This is a genomic window from Thermodesulfobacteriota bacterium, assembly GCA_035559815.1.
Lineage (GTDB): Bacteria > Desulfobacterota_D > UBA1144 > Nemesobacterales > CSP1-2 > DATMAT01.
In genome coordinates, this window is the sequence record DATMAT010000037.1 from 68,290 (window position 1) to 83,356 (window position 15,067).

Genomic DNA, 15,067 nt, shown 5'->3' on the forward strand with positions numbered 1-15,067 from the left:
AACTATGGGTTTCTACGAACCAAAACTGGTCCATTCAATTCCCAACCTAAAAGCAGTGATGATTCCATAGATGAATTTTTTCTATATCTTTGGTCTTATAATTAGGAAGGGTTTCCTCTTTTAGATAATATATATCAAAGGTTATCAATTGTTCCTGTCCCTGATGTTCCCTATTCCACTTTCGGCATAGGTACTTGCCATAATAAAGTCGATCTTTACTGTTAACTATCAACCATAAGTTCCACATATACTTGTGCCACCGGTAGGTTTTATAGTCCGCGTGCTGATCGCCGGGCTTTTCCCAACTGATTTTTGCACCGTCCCGAAAGACATCGACGATGTTTCCATTCCTCAGAGTTCCCGGGATAACGTACCAACCGTCATCGGTAAAAGGCCTCGGAGCGAACATATCCCACTTTTGATCGAGTCTTAAGAAGTGTCCGATCCATAGTAAATTCCTATTTATCGAGACAGGAGGATGTTGTATGGTGCTCAAATTCCAGAAAAAAACATAGACTAATAGGGGAATAACAACTGCCGCTTGTGCGAAAGAGCGGCTTCCTAATAAATAATCTTGTCTTCCGACGAAGAGAACAGCAAGGGGAAGATTTGTTCTTATAAAGTGCGCCAATTTCTCGGCGCATCTCCCTAGAGTTGAGGATAAGATAGGGAAAATCTCCCAAAACTTACTCGGTAAAAAGATGAGGAGAGCCGCCATAGAAACCCAGGGAAAAAGACCCAACCTCATCGTTAAAAACAGGCCGAATTGAAACGAGCCGAAGGCTAATATGCCTAAAACCCGAAAAAGGCCATTTTTAAATGGAATAAAAAACAAAATAGAACCCAACGTCTCCAGCCAATAAACAGTGAATGTCATGGCCTTCATCAGATTGGGAAATTCATATAGAAGCGCACCAAGCCAGTGCCGATATTGTTCAGAACTCAACGCATAGTAAATAGCCGTAAAATCCCTACGCCATTCAAAACCGGTCTTTAGCAGGGCGGAAAATACATACATCATGACTATTTGAGCCATGAATGCTAGGGCCCCTGGAGAAAATAGCCTATCCGGATATTTTTTCTCTCCCGGCTTTAAATAAGCATCAACGGAAAATCTGGCCCCCCAGGGCATAAAAATTCCCCAGAATAAAAGACATCGGAATATAAAATCTTCTCCCTGTAGCACTAACGGGTTCCGGTTGTGGAGAGAAACGAGAAGGAGCCAGCTGACGATGGTAGACATTGTGGTTTGATAACCTACGAGAAGTAGAAAGGCGAAGGAAGCCGCAAGCGTGAAGAAGAACTGGACCGCGAATAAGCCACTTATCATGTGCAATGAAACATGCCACTGGTTCCAATGCAAATCCAAGAGGGCATTACGGGGCATAAGCCCGAAATCGGTATAATGAGCCTCAAGGGCTAGTGCTCGAATAAAAAGATCGACCAAAATAAGAAGTGAAAAAGCAATACGAGTTAGGGCAAGAGACCGCAGGTCAACATAGAAAGCTCTTTGAAATCGACCCAAAAACTTGTTCATATTTTCATTTTTGGATTTAAAAAGTTATGTCTAGTTTAATCTATAACGCCTCGCCATAAACACAAAGAGTATATGACCAGAGTTATAGATAATTCCCTAATCTTGTCCTCCAGCCTTGCCTATTCAACTATACTATGAAGAGGACAAAGTGTAAGTTCATCAGCAACTTTGGAGATAGTTAAGCCGAAAATTTTAAAAGCAAGGGGAGAGAAGCATCTCTCCCCTATATTTAAGTAACTAACAAACAAGGGCAATAAGCTGTTCAAGTAGCGGAATAACCGTACCTATAACAAAGTTGAGTAACTGCTGGATAACGCTGACAACAGTTGCCAGCAGAGGATTCTGCAGTAGAGGATCGAGAGCAGAAGGAAGTCCTTCAAGAAGAGTAAGGAGTTGATTCGAAACCGTACATATTTGTGGCAGTAGAGCACACTGCTGGTCCGGAGGAAGAGTTAGAAATTGCTGCAAAAGAGCCAGAAGATTTTGAGCTACTCCTATAATTTCGTTCAGTAGATCAATCACCAGATTAAGTCCCGGAACAAGGAGCAAAAACGGAGTTAACACCGCTATGAGCGTTGCTAACAATCCCAGCATCGTTTGAAGAACCGGGATCAAGGATGAAACAATTTGAGTTACCTCTCCTAAATCCACAGCGCATAAAGACCCTCCGGTACCACCGGTTCCCCCAGTTCCACCGGTGCCGCCAGTACCACCCGTCCCCCCAGTACCGCCAGTACCACCTGTTCCCCCGGTGCCACCGGTACCACCAGTTCCTCCGGTGCCGCCTCCACCCAATACGCAGCTAGAATCTGCCAGCACCAGTATCGTATTTACCTCGCCATTTACCGAGGCATCTATATCAATATCCTGTCCATCCACAGCCGTGATAAAAAAGTCGTTCTGGTCTCTTGAAACTATCTCAAGGTCTGTTATATCCACGCAGGCCAAAGGAAAGCATGCCAAGAGTCTAGCATCTAGAGGTATATCCGGCGGGGAAAAAATGCTTAGGGCAGCATCAGAGTCATTCGTCGATTCTCCCGGTGAAGATGTGCCAATCCGAAAATCAAATGCCTCATCCAACAGTGCCGGACAACTCATCGGGAGAGGTAGAGTTGATGAATCCGTAGATTCCGCCCTCAAAAGGCAACCGCCATTTAACTGTATACCAAAAATGCCTGCCAGAGTCTCAATCTCGGCAACAGTTAGACACCCATTTCCACCCCCTCCTGTACCATTACCTCCCCCTCCGCCGCCACCACCTCCGCTACATGCCGTCACGCATAATAGAATTAAAATTAGCAGGATTTTCCTCATCCTTAACTTCCCTCCTTTTGAGATTAATTATCTTTCCCTTTTCTCCTAGTTTTTCCGTCCCTCTATTCACCGTTCATCGCAAGAAAATATGTAGTCCTATGAAACAATCACCCTTTTAGATGATATTCGTGCTAGTACTTTTTGGGGGGTTCTAAGAACTATTAGGAAAAATAATCCGAAAAAAACTTGAAGAGTAGAGTGAAAGCTACCGATGATTAATATTGAGTTTGTCAAATAAAAATATTCTTTAGACAAAGTCAAGGAAACAGCTAAGAACGTATTTAGATCTTAACTAGGCAAAATCTTCTCAATTCGTTTACCACTATTGCCCAATACGGCCGCTAATTTCGAGAAAACGTATATAGGCTGCCCTGAAATATCCACAACAGACGGAGGAATCAGCGCCGGGAGCTTAGGCGAAGAACTAGCTCGAATCTATTACCCACTTGGAGTTTAGAGAATATTTTAGCCAGATGGTTCTTCACTGTATTTTCACTCATAAACAACTTATCAGAAATTTGCCTATTGCTTAGACCTTCTAAGACAAGCTGCACTATCTCCTTTTCTTTCTTGGTAAGTTTATCATTCAATGACCGCTTGAATTTTCCCAAGGGCACAAGACTATTCAATATTTTAGTCATGACATTTGCATCCATCCAGAGTTCGTCTCTACTTAAGGCCTTAGCCGCCTTAGGAAGGAGCTCTATACTAGACTCATATGCCATATACCCTCGAACCCCTAAATGTAGCCCATTCAGGACTAATTCTTCATCTAAATTATGAAAAAAAAGGAGTATCTTTGTCTGAGGACGTTTTTCTCTGATTAATTCGAGCATCTCCATAATGTTCAAGTTGGCTATGTCTGTGTCTAGGAACAAAACGTCGGGTTTCTTTCGGCCCAAAATTGGGACGACATCAGAATGGTTTAAAGCATGAGCTACCATCTCGACGTCCGTTTGATTCTCGATTATTCCCTCTATTACATCTTTAATCAAAGCATAGGGACTGGCCACCATCAACTTGATGCTTTTCACCCCCGTCTTATCAACAGTGACCATTTTATGCGGTTTATCCACACCTGGCTCGAAGCTAAAAACTTCACGTAAAACTAAGACAGTACCCAAGCTGTTGCCATCTTCATCACGGACTAGAGAGGACCTCAAGCCGATAAGGCTTTCTCTTCCGCCTTTAGTTACCACCGAGGTATGTTTTGCCTCATCCTCTCCGGTTACTTCTAAACTCGTTTTAAAAAATTCACCTAAATGTTTACCGAAAGCTTCTTCCGCCGTACAGCCCGTGAGAACCTCAGCCGAAGGATTCATGAAAGTTACAAGGCTATTGTCATTAGTAATGATTACTCCGTCGCTCATGTTCTTAAGCATGGAAAAAAGCAGCCTACACTCCTGCCATAACTTCTTTTCCTTCTCATGTTTAGAAAGTGCTATCTCAATCGAGAAACGCAAATCTTTATGTTGAAAAGGTTTAATTATATAGCCGACTGGCTCGGTCATCTTTGCCCGTTCCAGTCTACTCAGGTCCGCATATGCAGTGAGATATATTATTGGTATGTTGAATCGTTCGCGGATCTTTTTTGCGGCCTCTATACCGTCCATATTACCCTTTAAAACAATATCCATCAGTACTAAATCTGGTTTTACCTCCGAAGCTTTTTGGATAGCATCTTTTCCAGAAGAAACTGTAGTAACTACGGAATAGCCCAACTGTTCCAACCTGTTCTTTATATCCCTGGCTACAAGTTGTTCGTCTTCTACTATCATTATTCTTCTTTTTCTCATCGCCATGCCCATACCCGTCTAAATTACCCTCCTTTTGCCTACCAAACTCAATAACACTTTTGTAGGATTTTAGGACTAGTATAGATAAGCTTTAAGATTTCGTTTAAAAATATCAGAAGGACTAGCGGAGATGAACAACAGTATCTTTGGGTTGATTAAATCTGTTCATTCAAGCCGATTTATTATTGGGTTAGTATGCCCACGTTCCATTATCTTCAATTACAGCTCCTCAAATTTAATTTTGAATGAAGTTCCGGCATCTCTATCAACTTCGATAATACCCCCTAGTTGCTCCACCAGATCCAGCACCAATTGCAACCCCAGTGAGTTTGTATTTCGCAAATCTAAATCTTTTGGCAAACTACATCCATTGTCGCTGATAATCAGGGTAAAACAGGGATGTGCTGATTTCCCTTCCACACCGTTACCGGCAAGCATTTCCACACGAATTTCACCCTTCCTTCCCCTAGGAAAAGCGTGCTTCATCGAATTCGAGACTAGCTCATTGATTATCAAACCACAAGGAATTGCCGTATCTATATTCAGGAAAATATTATTTACATTAACTTTTAATTTAATAGCATCCGGGTTTATATCATAAGAGTAGAATAAGTTAGTCAGCAGATTTTGGACGTATTCCGAGAAGCTGATCATGGCCATATTATTAGATTGGTACAATTGTTCGTGAATCAGTGCCATTGACCGGATGCGGTTTTGAGTTTCATTGAACATTTCAATAGCCTTTCTGCTCTTTGTATATTGAGATTGAATATTAATCAAACTGGAGATAACCTGCAGGTTATTTTTTACTCGATGGTGAATCTCTTTTAGGAGCACTTCTTTCTCCCTGAGAGACTCCTTGATCTGTTCATCCACTCGTTTACGCTCGGTTATGTCCCTAGAAGCGATAACCCCTCTAATTTCCCCTTTTTCTGTCCGATATGGCTTGCCGGTACTTTCAAGCCAAAGCCAATTTCCATCTTTATGCTTGAACCGGAAAACCGCACTTCCCGATGATATAGTTTCCATTGCATTGGCAAATTCCCCCATGACAGCGGGAAGGTCGTCCGGGTGTATATATTCAAAAACCTTTGTGCCAATTAGTTCATTACTCTCATACCCTAAAGCATCTTTATGTTTGGGACTAACATATAAAAACCTACCATCAATACTAGTTTCCACTATAAGGTCGTAAGTATGCTCCACCAGGGTGCGGTATTTTTCTTCGCTAACCCGTAAAGCTTTCTCTGCCTGAACCCGCCAGAGGATTTCCTTTCTAAGCTCCTCGTTTTTCCGGGATAGTTCCAAGGTACGTTCCCGAACGCGCTTTTCTAGTTCCTCTTTTGACTCTTGAAGCGACTCTGCTTGTCTAGCGTTGTTTATTGCGGCTATTATCTGCTGAGCTACTATTTCCAGCAATCTCAATTCCTCCTCATCAAATGCGTTTTTTTCGAAAGAGGTTAGAATTAAGGCCCCTGTCGTCTGTCCTTGAAAACTGATCGGCATGCTCAAGTAGCTTTTTATACCTAGTTCTCTTCCGGCTTGGCCAAGGATAGTATCTTTATCTACATCACTAACATACCTAGGCTTACCTTCCATTATAGTCTTCCAAGTAATACCTTTTGGATAGGCAATTCTTCCAGCGCGCTTAATATAGCGGTCGTCGAATCCCCTATAGGCCTTCAAAACCGCTTCTTGTCCCTCGACTAGGTAGATTGCAACATTATCAAGCCGGTCTATCTTACCACTCATCACCTCAACCGCGTTCTCCAGAACCTCCTGAAGGTTAATCGACTGGTGAACGCTACGAGTCACCGTACTGATAATAGCCTCGTAACGGTTCTTCTTCGATAATTGGGCAAGACTTTCTCTGAGTGCATATTCAGCCGCCCTGCGATCGACGATTTCCGCCTGAAGCGCTTTGTTGGTCGTAGCCAGCTGAGCAGTACGCTCTTGAACGCGAATCTCCAACTCGTCCCGGGCCTTACGTAGTGCCTCCTCCGATCGGCGTAGCAACTCCACCCGTTTGGCATTATTTATTGCCACCTCTATTTGCCTCACTACAATCTCAAGGAGATTCAATTCCTCATCGTTGAAGGCGTTTTTCTCGAACGAATTTATACCCATAGTTCCGACTGTCTTGCCCTCAAAATTAATAGGCATAGATAAGTAGCTCTTTATTCCTAGCTCCCTCCCGGCGGGGCCAAGAAAATTATCATTTTCCACATCGGCACAATAAATCGGCTTACCTCCTATAATGGTTTTCCAGGTAAGCCCCTTTGGAAATTGTATTATTCCGGCCCGGCTAATGTAACTATCGGTTAGGCCTTTATGCACTCTAAGAACTGCTTTATCACCCTCTACCAGGTAAATTCCAACAATGTCCGCTTTATCAATATTTTTGCTCATGGCCTCAACAGCATTCTCCAGGACTTCTTCTAGGTTAATCGACTTATGAACACTTTGAGCAACAGAACTAATAATAGTTTCATATCGATTCTTCTTGGACAACTGGTTAAGACTTTCACGAAGTGCCTTCTCCACCCGCATGCGATCGGTGATATCTAGAATTAACGCATAGAACCCCTTCACCTGCCCATTATCATCAAAATGAGGTACATAAGAAACATTCACGTACCTTGCCTCAACATCATTGCAGGGTATGACGCTGTCAAAGTTTATTGCCCGACCCGATAATGCAGTTTCAACCTTGTCCTTAAGTTTAGCGTATACATCCTCTCCTAAAATTTCTTTCATATGCTTTCCGGTTATTTCTTCTTGCGGGTATCCGAACCATTTTTCATATGCTTTGTTGTTGAAAAGATAACGTTCCTGTGCGTCAATATAGGAAATACAAACCGGAAGAGCATCGGTCAGAAGACGCAACTGCTCTTCTCTTTCTCGCAATTTATCCTCCGCCTTTTTACGCTCGGTTATGTTCTCCACAGTTCCCTCGTAGTACAAGACCATCCCGTCTTCTCCCCGAACCGCTCTTGTGCTCTCAAGGACATAAACAAGAGAGCCATCCTGCTTTACCCAAGCCGATTCCAACCCACTTATTTCGCTTTTCTGCTCCATTAACTCCTTAAACTTACTCCGTGGGTAATTAACGTCGAATCCTTCCTCCTCTAAATTACGTGAGACCAACTCTTCAAAAGAAGTATATCCCAGCATTTGAACTAAAGCGGGGTTTGCCATCAGAATCCTTCCTTCGGGCGTGGTGCGGTAAATTCCTGAAGGGACATTCTCGAACAAATCTTTGTAACGTTCTTCACTTTGTCTGAGTGCCTCTCTTCGCCTTTTCATCTCCTCGATTATCTTTGCCTTCGCTATCGCCGTTGCTATTTGATTACCGAGAGATAGGAGAAAATCCAACTCCTGACGATTAAAAGAGTTCTTCTCATATCGTGAAAAATCAACTGTCCCTATACTATCACCGTCCAATTTAATCGGTATGGATAGTAACGCACGAGCCCCCAGAGCTTTATCCTCTGGGCCTGTGGGAGCCAATGAAGCTGAGGCATCTTCATAAAAATGCGGCTCACCTTTACTAATCACTTCCCAGGTGATTCCTGTTCCGCAGGGGATTCTGGAAGCTCTTTCTAAATACTCCGCGGGATATCCCAGATGAATTTGTAATACGGCCTCCTTTTTGTCCCCATACTCTTCAACCAAATATATTGATAAAAGGTCTATGAACTTCAAATCTCGGATGATTTCCAATACAGTCTGGAACACCTGGTTCAAATCAACGGATTTATGGAGTTGCTGGGATATCTCGCTCAATATCGATAGATATTTCTTTCTCTCCATAAACTCTTCAGTTTGTTTTGCCTTGGCTATGGCTGTAGCCAGCAGGTCCCCAACCATAGAGAGCACTTTTATCTCATCTTCATCAAATTTACGTTCTGTATAACTGATGAACCATATTAGACCAATGGTCTTTTGCTCGATGCGGACAGGGATTCCCAGAAGATTGCGGCTTCCCATACCTTTAAACGCATCCGCAGCATCGGGCTCCTCCAGAATATCTTCGATATACATAACCTTTCCTGCTCGGATCGCCTTCCAGGTTAAACCTTCAGCAAAAGGAATTCTGCTCGCTTGTCTGACGTAGTCTCGTGGAACATTTTTATGGGCTTCGAGCACGGCTTGTCTTTTTTCTTCGTTAACCAAGTAGATCATGACCATTTGTACACTATTTAGTTGAGTAGCCAATCCCAAAGCAATTGAGTAGATCTCCTCAAGTTTACTTGCTTGATTAAGCGCCCTAATAACCTCGGCTAATATATCTAAGTCCTGGTTATAGCCCTCTTTTAATCTCAACACTTCACCCCTATTCTTTGAGTAAAAGTGAATTATATACTTTTTGGTCCGGAGAATTCAAGGACGCTGGTAACTATCTGCAAAAACACAAAAATATAATAGCTTGGGCCACCGATAGGTCCACATGCTCAGATTATCTCAGATAAAGCTATAACTTTTGTACTATGCCAAAAATGAACCGAAGTCCGATTGATTTTATACAATGAAAGGGTTTTTATTTAGTCGAATTTAGAAAATGCAGTAGCGAGACGATGGATAATCTTAAAACCTACCAGAAAAACCCATCTGTAGTATGTACCGAGCTGGACGATGGCGCAATTCTTTTGAACCTAGATACTAAATATTATTACAACTTGAATGAAACTGGGCTAAGGATTTGGCAGATCCTGGATGAAGTAGGAACCCCACTGCAGATTGCAAAAAAGCTGGCTTCCGAATATGAAATAGATTACGAAGTGGTAAGAACAAGTGTTGTCAGGCTGATAAGTCAATTAGAATCAGAAGGATTGGTTATAGAGAAGTATTGTGTTGATTAGAGTGAGGAATAACTTTATCCTTTCCCACCGTCCCCAAATGCACCAGCACATAGTCTTAGTATGTTAGATAATATTAAGACTTTTGTGCTAGTCTAAAATAATCTTTTTTCATAAGGGGAAACAATACCAATGTCTACTTGTTCTTCAATCTCCACTAGTATTAAGCTTAATATTAGCAAAATTATTTCCAGGAAAGGAGGTGATATCAATGAACCGCGATGAAAAGAAAAGGGTATTTGTAGAGCCGGAGTTGCTAAAATGCGCTGACTCATTAGATGTCCTTACGATAGGTGGTTATCACGGTAGCAGATATAAATCGCCATATTAAGGATAAGTATAAAAAATGTTTCAAATATGGGGTCGGGTTTATTGTATAGGTGGTTCTTAATTTTATGACGGTTATGAGCAATTTAATAATATTAAGAAGGGTAATATATTTGATTTCTTTTCCTTAATATTCGATTTATATATCATAAGTTAGATAAATATTTGATTCGATGTTTTGCACTTTAATTTTTTTTTGAAACAGCCTGATCCGAGTTTAGCAGTGAGCAAGAACTTAATCGCTAAAGTTTATACATTTAAATCTTTAAAAGCAGTAATAAACTTAAATTAACTTGATTTAATACTGCTTTAAGGAGCGGAGAATAATTGGCCTATTTGACGAAGGGCTCTTACCTCGTACAGGGCATAAACATACATATTCTTTGTCAATCTAACCTGCAATCTTTGCTATTCAACTATTTTAATTCGCTTTATAGAGGAAAAAAACGCTTGGATATAAAGCCGCTGGAATTTGAACTTGATATAGTGGATGAACCCCCTTCTCTCCCTACTGAGTCCACTCCGGTGATAAAGTTACCCTCTATCACATCCTATAGAAACGGGGAGAAGATATATTTCCGCTCAAAAGATGGCTCCATGATTTCGTTAGACCCCGCTACAAGAAATGTAAGAGGATTTCTGAAGGCGGAAGCTTTAAAAGACTCTATGGAGTTGTTCTCGTTGGTATGTGCACCTTTTGTAGAAACCCTTAAATATCATGGACTTTATTCTCTTCACTCCGCCGCCTTATATGGTGATGGAAGGGGATATTTGATTTCTGGAAACAGCGGATGCGGAAAAACCACCATTGCTCTGAGCTTGGTCTCCCAGGGTTTCAAATACGTTTCTGACGATTTCCTCATTCTCGAAGAGCTAAATGGGGAAATAATTGTCAATTCATTATTTAGAAGCTTTAATCTAGATCAAAAGGTAGCCGAACGACTTCCAGAGGTGGCATTGAGAGAAACCTTTGAATTTTCCGATGGGTTCAAGGTTTCGGTGGATATATCTCAAATTTTTTTAGGTTCATTTATTCCCTGTGCCAGACCGGACGTGATAATTTTTCCTCGCATCACACCAAACAGAAAAAGTCAGATTTATCCACTTAATAAAAAAGATGTATATGCCCGATTGCTCAAGCAGATTATATTAGCCATCGATAACGAAGTGTCTAAAAAACAGCTAGGCACACTTGAAAAACTGGTCAAGCAAACGATCGGGTTCGAGCTTTTAAGCGGCAGGGATATATATGAAGAGCCTAGAAAACTCGTTGATCTTCTCAAGCATATAAATCTTCAAAATTGAGACCGTGATTTCTCCCAATAAGGCTTATGATATCTATCACAAATAGCGATTTCGAGAAGATGAGGAAATCGATGAGTGGCAAGCAAAGCTCATTGGACAAAATGAGGAAAAGTTTCAAATCATTCGAAGATGTTACATTATTTGTTCAAATCTTTCTATTGATATCGATTCTACCTCTCCTGATAAAGTTCCTGTCTATTCAAAAACTTCTCAAGTTACTCACACCAAAAGAGGTAAAATCTTATCAAAATCAAGAGAGAGCCAAGGAAATGGTGGTGAAGTATACGGATTACATACTTGGTCGTAACTACTGGATGTACAAAAAGATTTGTCTCAAAAGATCTTTGATTCTCTATCACTTCTTGAAGAAATTAGGAATGAACGTCAGAATATGCTTCGGTGTAAAATTACCAGACGGGAAGATAAAAAGTAAACTAGAAGGACATGCTTGGCTCGTATATCAAGGCGATATCTTTCTGGAGAGGGATGTAGAAATGACTAAATCATACAAGATAACCTACTGCTTCCCGGAAATGAGTGAACAAATTGCTTAGCCTAACTCTGGAGAGAGGTTTTTGGAAACTTATATGAACCTATCAAATGAAGACAGGATGTTGCTCTATTGCGGCCAGACGGAGATTTCCGAAACTACGAGGAGTCGAATTAAAGCGCTCGTTAGCTCGCCACTGAACTGGGATAATCTCCTAGACTCCGCCTATTGGCATGGGGTTGCTCCCCTTCTTTACCATAATATTAAGCAAATGGGAGAGGGTAACTATATACCTCCAGATTTGTTGAATAAACTCAAGAACACATATTATGAAAATTTGGCCAAGAATATGTACTTATATTCTGAATTGGGGAAAATTCTGGAGGCGTTCAACCAGAATGGAATAAAAGTCATCGTACTAAAGGGTGCGGCTTTGGCCGAGGCTGTTTATGGAGACATCGCTCTAAGACCTATGAACGATATCGACCTTATGGTCAAGAAAGAGGACCTCCCTACCGCAGAGAAGATAATGTCAGATTTAGGTTATACCTTCGCTGGAAAAGAACTCCCTGAATGGTACAGAGAAAACCATTTTCATGTTGGATACCTAAGTCCAGATAAGTCTATACTGGTCGAACTCCATTGGCATATTGCCAGAAAATCTCATCCCTCTAGAATCGCCATCATCGACTCCGGCCTCATCGAAGGGTTCTGGGAAAGGGCGAAAACATCAGAGATTGCCGGGACTAAGGCATTAGTACTTTGCCCCGAGGATCTGCTTCTTCATCTTTCACTCCACTTTCTCAAGCATCGTTTCATGAGCAATAGTTTCAGGGGTACTTTTACGAATAGAAACGCGCTAATACAGCTATGCGACATCAGTCAAATCCTCAAGCATTATGGTAATGAAATCAACTGGACCAGGCTTGAGCAAGAAGCGGATAAGCACGGGATTAAGAACCTAGTCTTTTCCATTATCCATATTGCAGAAGAACTGGGGAGCGGTGAATCAGTCTGTCATGAAAATTCGAATGGCCCGAACCCGGAAAATCTTGATTGTGAACTACTCGAGCTAATACATAAAAAAATACTGGCCAAGGAAGAGCGCATACCGGCTGTTTTTTTCCAGTCTCTGGCCGCAGATAGTTATAAATTGAAAGTACGCATCCTCCTCGATAGCTTATTCCCCCAGCCGAGTGTCCTAGCAAGGAAATATTCCCTGGATCCGCACTCGCTCAAGTTCTACCTATACTATCTCTTCAGACCTCTCGGCGTATTAATAAAGCATGCTAGGCTAATCAGGAAATTCTGGGGGGCTAATAAAGAAATCAGGGAGGAAGTTATTCTCAGCAAGTGGATAAATTCGAGAAATTAAAGTGTTAATCGGGAATCGAGTCTTATTCAACATGGGAAATACATAACATCGGTGAGACCTCCTTTGTCCTATGCAATCGAAACACACGATCTAACAAAAAACTTTCCGGTAATAAAAAGATACCGTGAAATGATCGTGCATCCTTTCCGGAGAAAAGAAATTACCGCTCTCCAAGAAGTGAACATTCAAGTAAGAAAAGGTGAGTTGTTCGGTTTATTAGGACCGAATGGCGCCGGTAAGACTACACTCATAAAGATCCTTTGTACCCTGGTTCTGCCCACCTCCGGAAAAGCATTCGTAGGAGGTTTAGATGTCACAAAGGAGGGAAGAAGCATAAGAAGAATCATCGGATATGTCATAAGCGACGAGAGGAGTTTTTATTGGCGTCTTACCGGGAGGCAAAATCTGAAATTCTTCGCCAAGCTTAACAATATACCCAATAGTGAGGCGGACACTAGAATAGACAGAGTGCTCGAGTTTCTGGAGCTTGCTGACAATGCCGAAAGGATGTTCAAGGACTATTCCACCGGGATGAGGCAAAAATTAGCCATTGCTAGAGGGCTTCTAACAAACCCGGAGATTATTTTCATGGATGAGCCAACTAGAAGCCTGGACCCGATCACCGTACAGAATTTAAGAACCCTAGTGAAGGATAAAATAGTCGGAGAAGAAAAAAAGACTGTGGTTTTTGCCACCCATAACTTACAGGAAGCTCAGGACATTTGCGACCGGGTGGGAATAATTCATAAGGGGCAATTGAAAGCGGTCGGCTCTGTGGAAGAGATAAGGAGAAAACTGGGCACAGATAAAAAGTATGTGATGAAACTGAAGGCACTGGAATATGAATCGCTCAAAAAGATTATTAGCGTATCCTCGGTCAGAAAGATCAGGTTCATGGAAAATGGCTCTCATCCCGACTACATTCAAATTGAGGTTGAAACTGCAGACGGAGATGGAAGCATACCCAGTTTAATTAAACAAATTGTCGACGCCGGCGCTAAGGTCTATTCCCTTCATGAGGAAGAAACCTCCCTGGAAGAGCTTTTCTCAAGGGTTATAGACAGAGGCGACCGAATAAGTGGAGAATCAATATCATGACTTTCCTTGAAAAGCCACTGGCCTTTCTCTGGAGAGATTTGCTAGAGGAATCGAGCTACAAGTTTGCATTTGTAATGCAGCTTTTTGGGATATTTACCTCCACCTTGGGGCTTTATTTCCTTTCAAAGCTTCTCGGCGACGCTGGGGTATCATATCTTGAGCCTTATGGCGGCGACTATTTCTCATTCGTACTCATAGGAATTGCTTTTTACAGCTATCTGGCGGTGTCCATGCAGAGCCTTTCCGGCAGCATTAGAGAAGGACAGGTGCTCGGGACACTGGAAGCCCTCCTGATAACTCAGACGGAGATACCGACGATTATCCTTTCTTCATCCCTATACAGCTTCGTATGGGCATCACTTAGGGTCTTGGCGTACTTATTATTGGGAGTCTTCGCTTTTGGGCTTAATATCGATGGAGCAAACATACCCGGGGCTTTACTGATTCTGGCTCTGACTATCGTTTCTTTCAGCAGTCTTGGAATCATTTCGGCAAGTTTTATCATGGTACTAAAAAGAGGAGACCCGGTTAGTAGAATATTTACGGGCCTTTCTAGCTTGTTTGGAGGGCTTTATTTTCCTATCTCCGTCCTCCCCGACTGGTTACAGACAATTTCTTACCTCCTGCCCGTAACCTATGCTCTTGAGGCGATGAGATTATCCTTGCTTAAGGGATATGCCCTGAGCGAGCTAATGCCTAATATCTTAGTATTGTCTATTTTTGCCGTTACTACCCTACCCCTTAGTATAGCCATCTTTGCATATGCCATAAAAAGAGCGAAGAGAGATGGAACCCTCACTCAGTACTAAGCTTCATTCAAGCTAAACCATTACAAATCAAGCTCGCCTGATAATAGTTTTAATCTACATTATCATATATAACTTAAGTACTAAGCCAAAATCAACCTTTCGTTATTAGAGAAATCTAACTAAAGTCCCGTTGAACTCATAACTCACCTAGAGTTAG

Annotated in this window: 10 protein-coding genes; 6 read left to right on the plus strand and 4 right to left on the minus strand. The window is 41.9% G+C overall.

Going from position 1 to position 15,067, the window contains the following annotated elements; all coding sequences use genetic code 11:
* Window positions 1–46 precede the first annotated feature (46 nt).
* The 4 genes from VNN20_10635 to VNN20_10650 form a co-directional block, all read right to left on the minus strand.
* Window positions 47–1,537 (minus strand): HTTM domain-containing protein, encoded by a 1,491-nt coding sequence (locus tag VNN20_10635; GenBank protein HWP92636.1) that lies wholly within the window; start codon window positions 1,535–1,537, stop codon window positions 47–49.
* 237 nt (window positions 1,538–1,774) lie between these two features.
* A complete protein-coding gene (locus VNN20_10640; protein HWP92637.1) occupies window positions 1,775–2,851 on the minus strand; it encodes a hypothetical protein in 1,077 nt (358 codons plus the stop codon).
* Window positions 2,852–3,249: 398 nt separating this feature from the next.
* The gene (locus tag VNN20_10645; protein HWP92638.1) at window positions 3,250–4,647 is read right to left on the minus strand and encodes a response regulator; all 1,398 of its coding nucleotides are present in this window, start codon (window positions 4,645–4,647) and stop codon (window positions 3,250–3,252) included.
* Window positions 4,648–4,866: 219 nt separating this feature from the next.
* Window positions 4,867–8,973, minus strand: a complete 4,107-nt coding sequence (locus VNN20_10650; protein HWP92639.1) for a GAF domain-containing protein — start codon at window positions 8,971–8,973, stop codon at window positions 4,867–4,869.
* A 251-nt stretch (window positions 8,974–9,224) separates the two neighbouring features.
* Here VNN20_10650 and VNN20_10655 point away from each other — a divergent pair, with 251 nt between their 5' ends.
* The 6 genes from VNN20_10655 (at window position 9,225) to VNN20_10680 (ending at window position 14,910) form a co-directional block, all read left to right on the plus strand.
* The gene (locus tag VNN20_10655) at window positions 9,225–9,509 is read left to right on the plus strand and encodes a PqqD family protein (protein HWP92640.1); all 285 of its coding nucleotides are present in this window, start codon (window positions 9,225–9,227) and stop codon (window positions 9,507–9,509) included.
* A 651-nt stretch (window positions 9,510–10,160) separates the two neighbouring features.
* Window positions 10,161–11,138, plus strand: coding sequence for a hypothetical protein (locus tag VNN20_10660; protein HWP92641.1), 978 nt, complete (start codon window positions 10,161–10,163; stop codon window positions 11,136–11,138).
* A gap of 71 nt (window positions 11,139–11,209) precedes the next feature.
* Window positions 11,210–11,692: a lasso peptide biosynthesis B2 protein gene (locus tag VNN20_10665; GenBank protein HWP92642.1), complete on the plus strand. Its 483-nt coding sequence runs from the start codon at window positions 11,210–11,212 to the stop codon at window positions 11,690–11,692.
* A 33-nt stretch (window positions 11,693–11,725) separates the two neighbouring features.
* Window positions 11,726–13,003, plus strand: coding sequence for a nucleotidyltransferase family protein (locus VNN20_10670; protein ID HWP92643.1), 1,278 nt, complete (start codon window positions 11,726–11,728; stop codon window positions 13,001–13,003).
* 63 nt (window positions 13,004–13,066) lie between these two features.
* Window positions 13,067–14,101 (plus strand): ABC transporter ATP-binding protein, encoded by a 1,035-nt coding sequence (locus tag VNN20_10675; GenBank protein HWP92644.1) that lies wholly within the window; start codon window positions 13,067–13,069, stop codon window positions 14,099–14,101.
* A complete protein-coding gene (locus tag VNN20_10680) occupies window positions 14,098–14,910 on the plus strand; it encodes an ABC transporter permease (GenBank protein HWP92645.1) in 813 nt (270 codons plus the stop codon). The genes VNN20_10675 and VNN20_10680 overlap by 4 nt, the downstream gene beginning before the upstream one ends.
* The last annotated feature ends 157 nt before the right edge of the window (window positions 14,911–15,067 follow it).

What these genes read in the sequence shown, in the direction of transcription:
- VNN20_10635 (HWP92636.1), bottom strand. Translation starts at nt 1,537, where the DNA reads ATGAACAAGTTTTTGGGTCGATTTCAAAGAGCTTTCTATGTTGACCTG.
- VNN20_10640 (HWP92637.1), bottom strand. Translation starts at nt 2,851, where the DNA reads ATGAGGAAAATCCTGCTAATTTTAATTCTATTATGCGTGACGGCATGT.
- VNN20_10645 (HWP92638.1), bottom strand. Translation starts at nt 4,647, where the DNA reads ATGAGAAAAAGAAGAATAATGATAGTAGAAGACGAACAACTTGTAGCC.
- VNN20_10655 (HWP92640.1), top strand. Translation starts at nt 9,225, where the DNA reads ATGGATAATCTTAAAACCTACCAGAAAAACCCATCTGTAGTATGTACC.
- VNN20_10665 (HWP92642.1), top strand. Translation starts at nt 11,210, where the DNA reads ATGAGTGGCAAGCAAAGCTCATTGGACAAAATGAGGAAAAGTTTCAAA.
- VNN20_10670 (HWP92643.1), top strand. Translation starts at nt 11,726, where the DNA reads ATGAACCTATCAAATGAAGACAGGATGTTGCTCTATTGCGGCCAGACG.
- VNN20_10680 (HWP92645.1), top strand. Translation starts at nt 14,098, where the DNA reads ATGACTTTCCTTGAAAAGCCACTGGCCTTTCTCTGGAGAGATTTGCTA.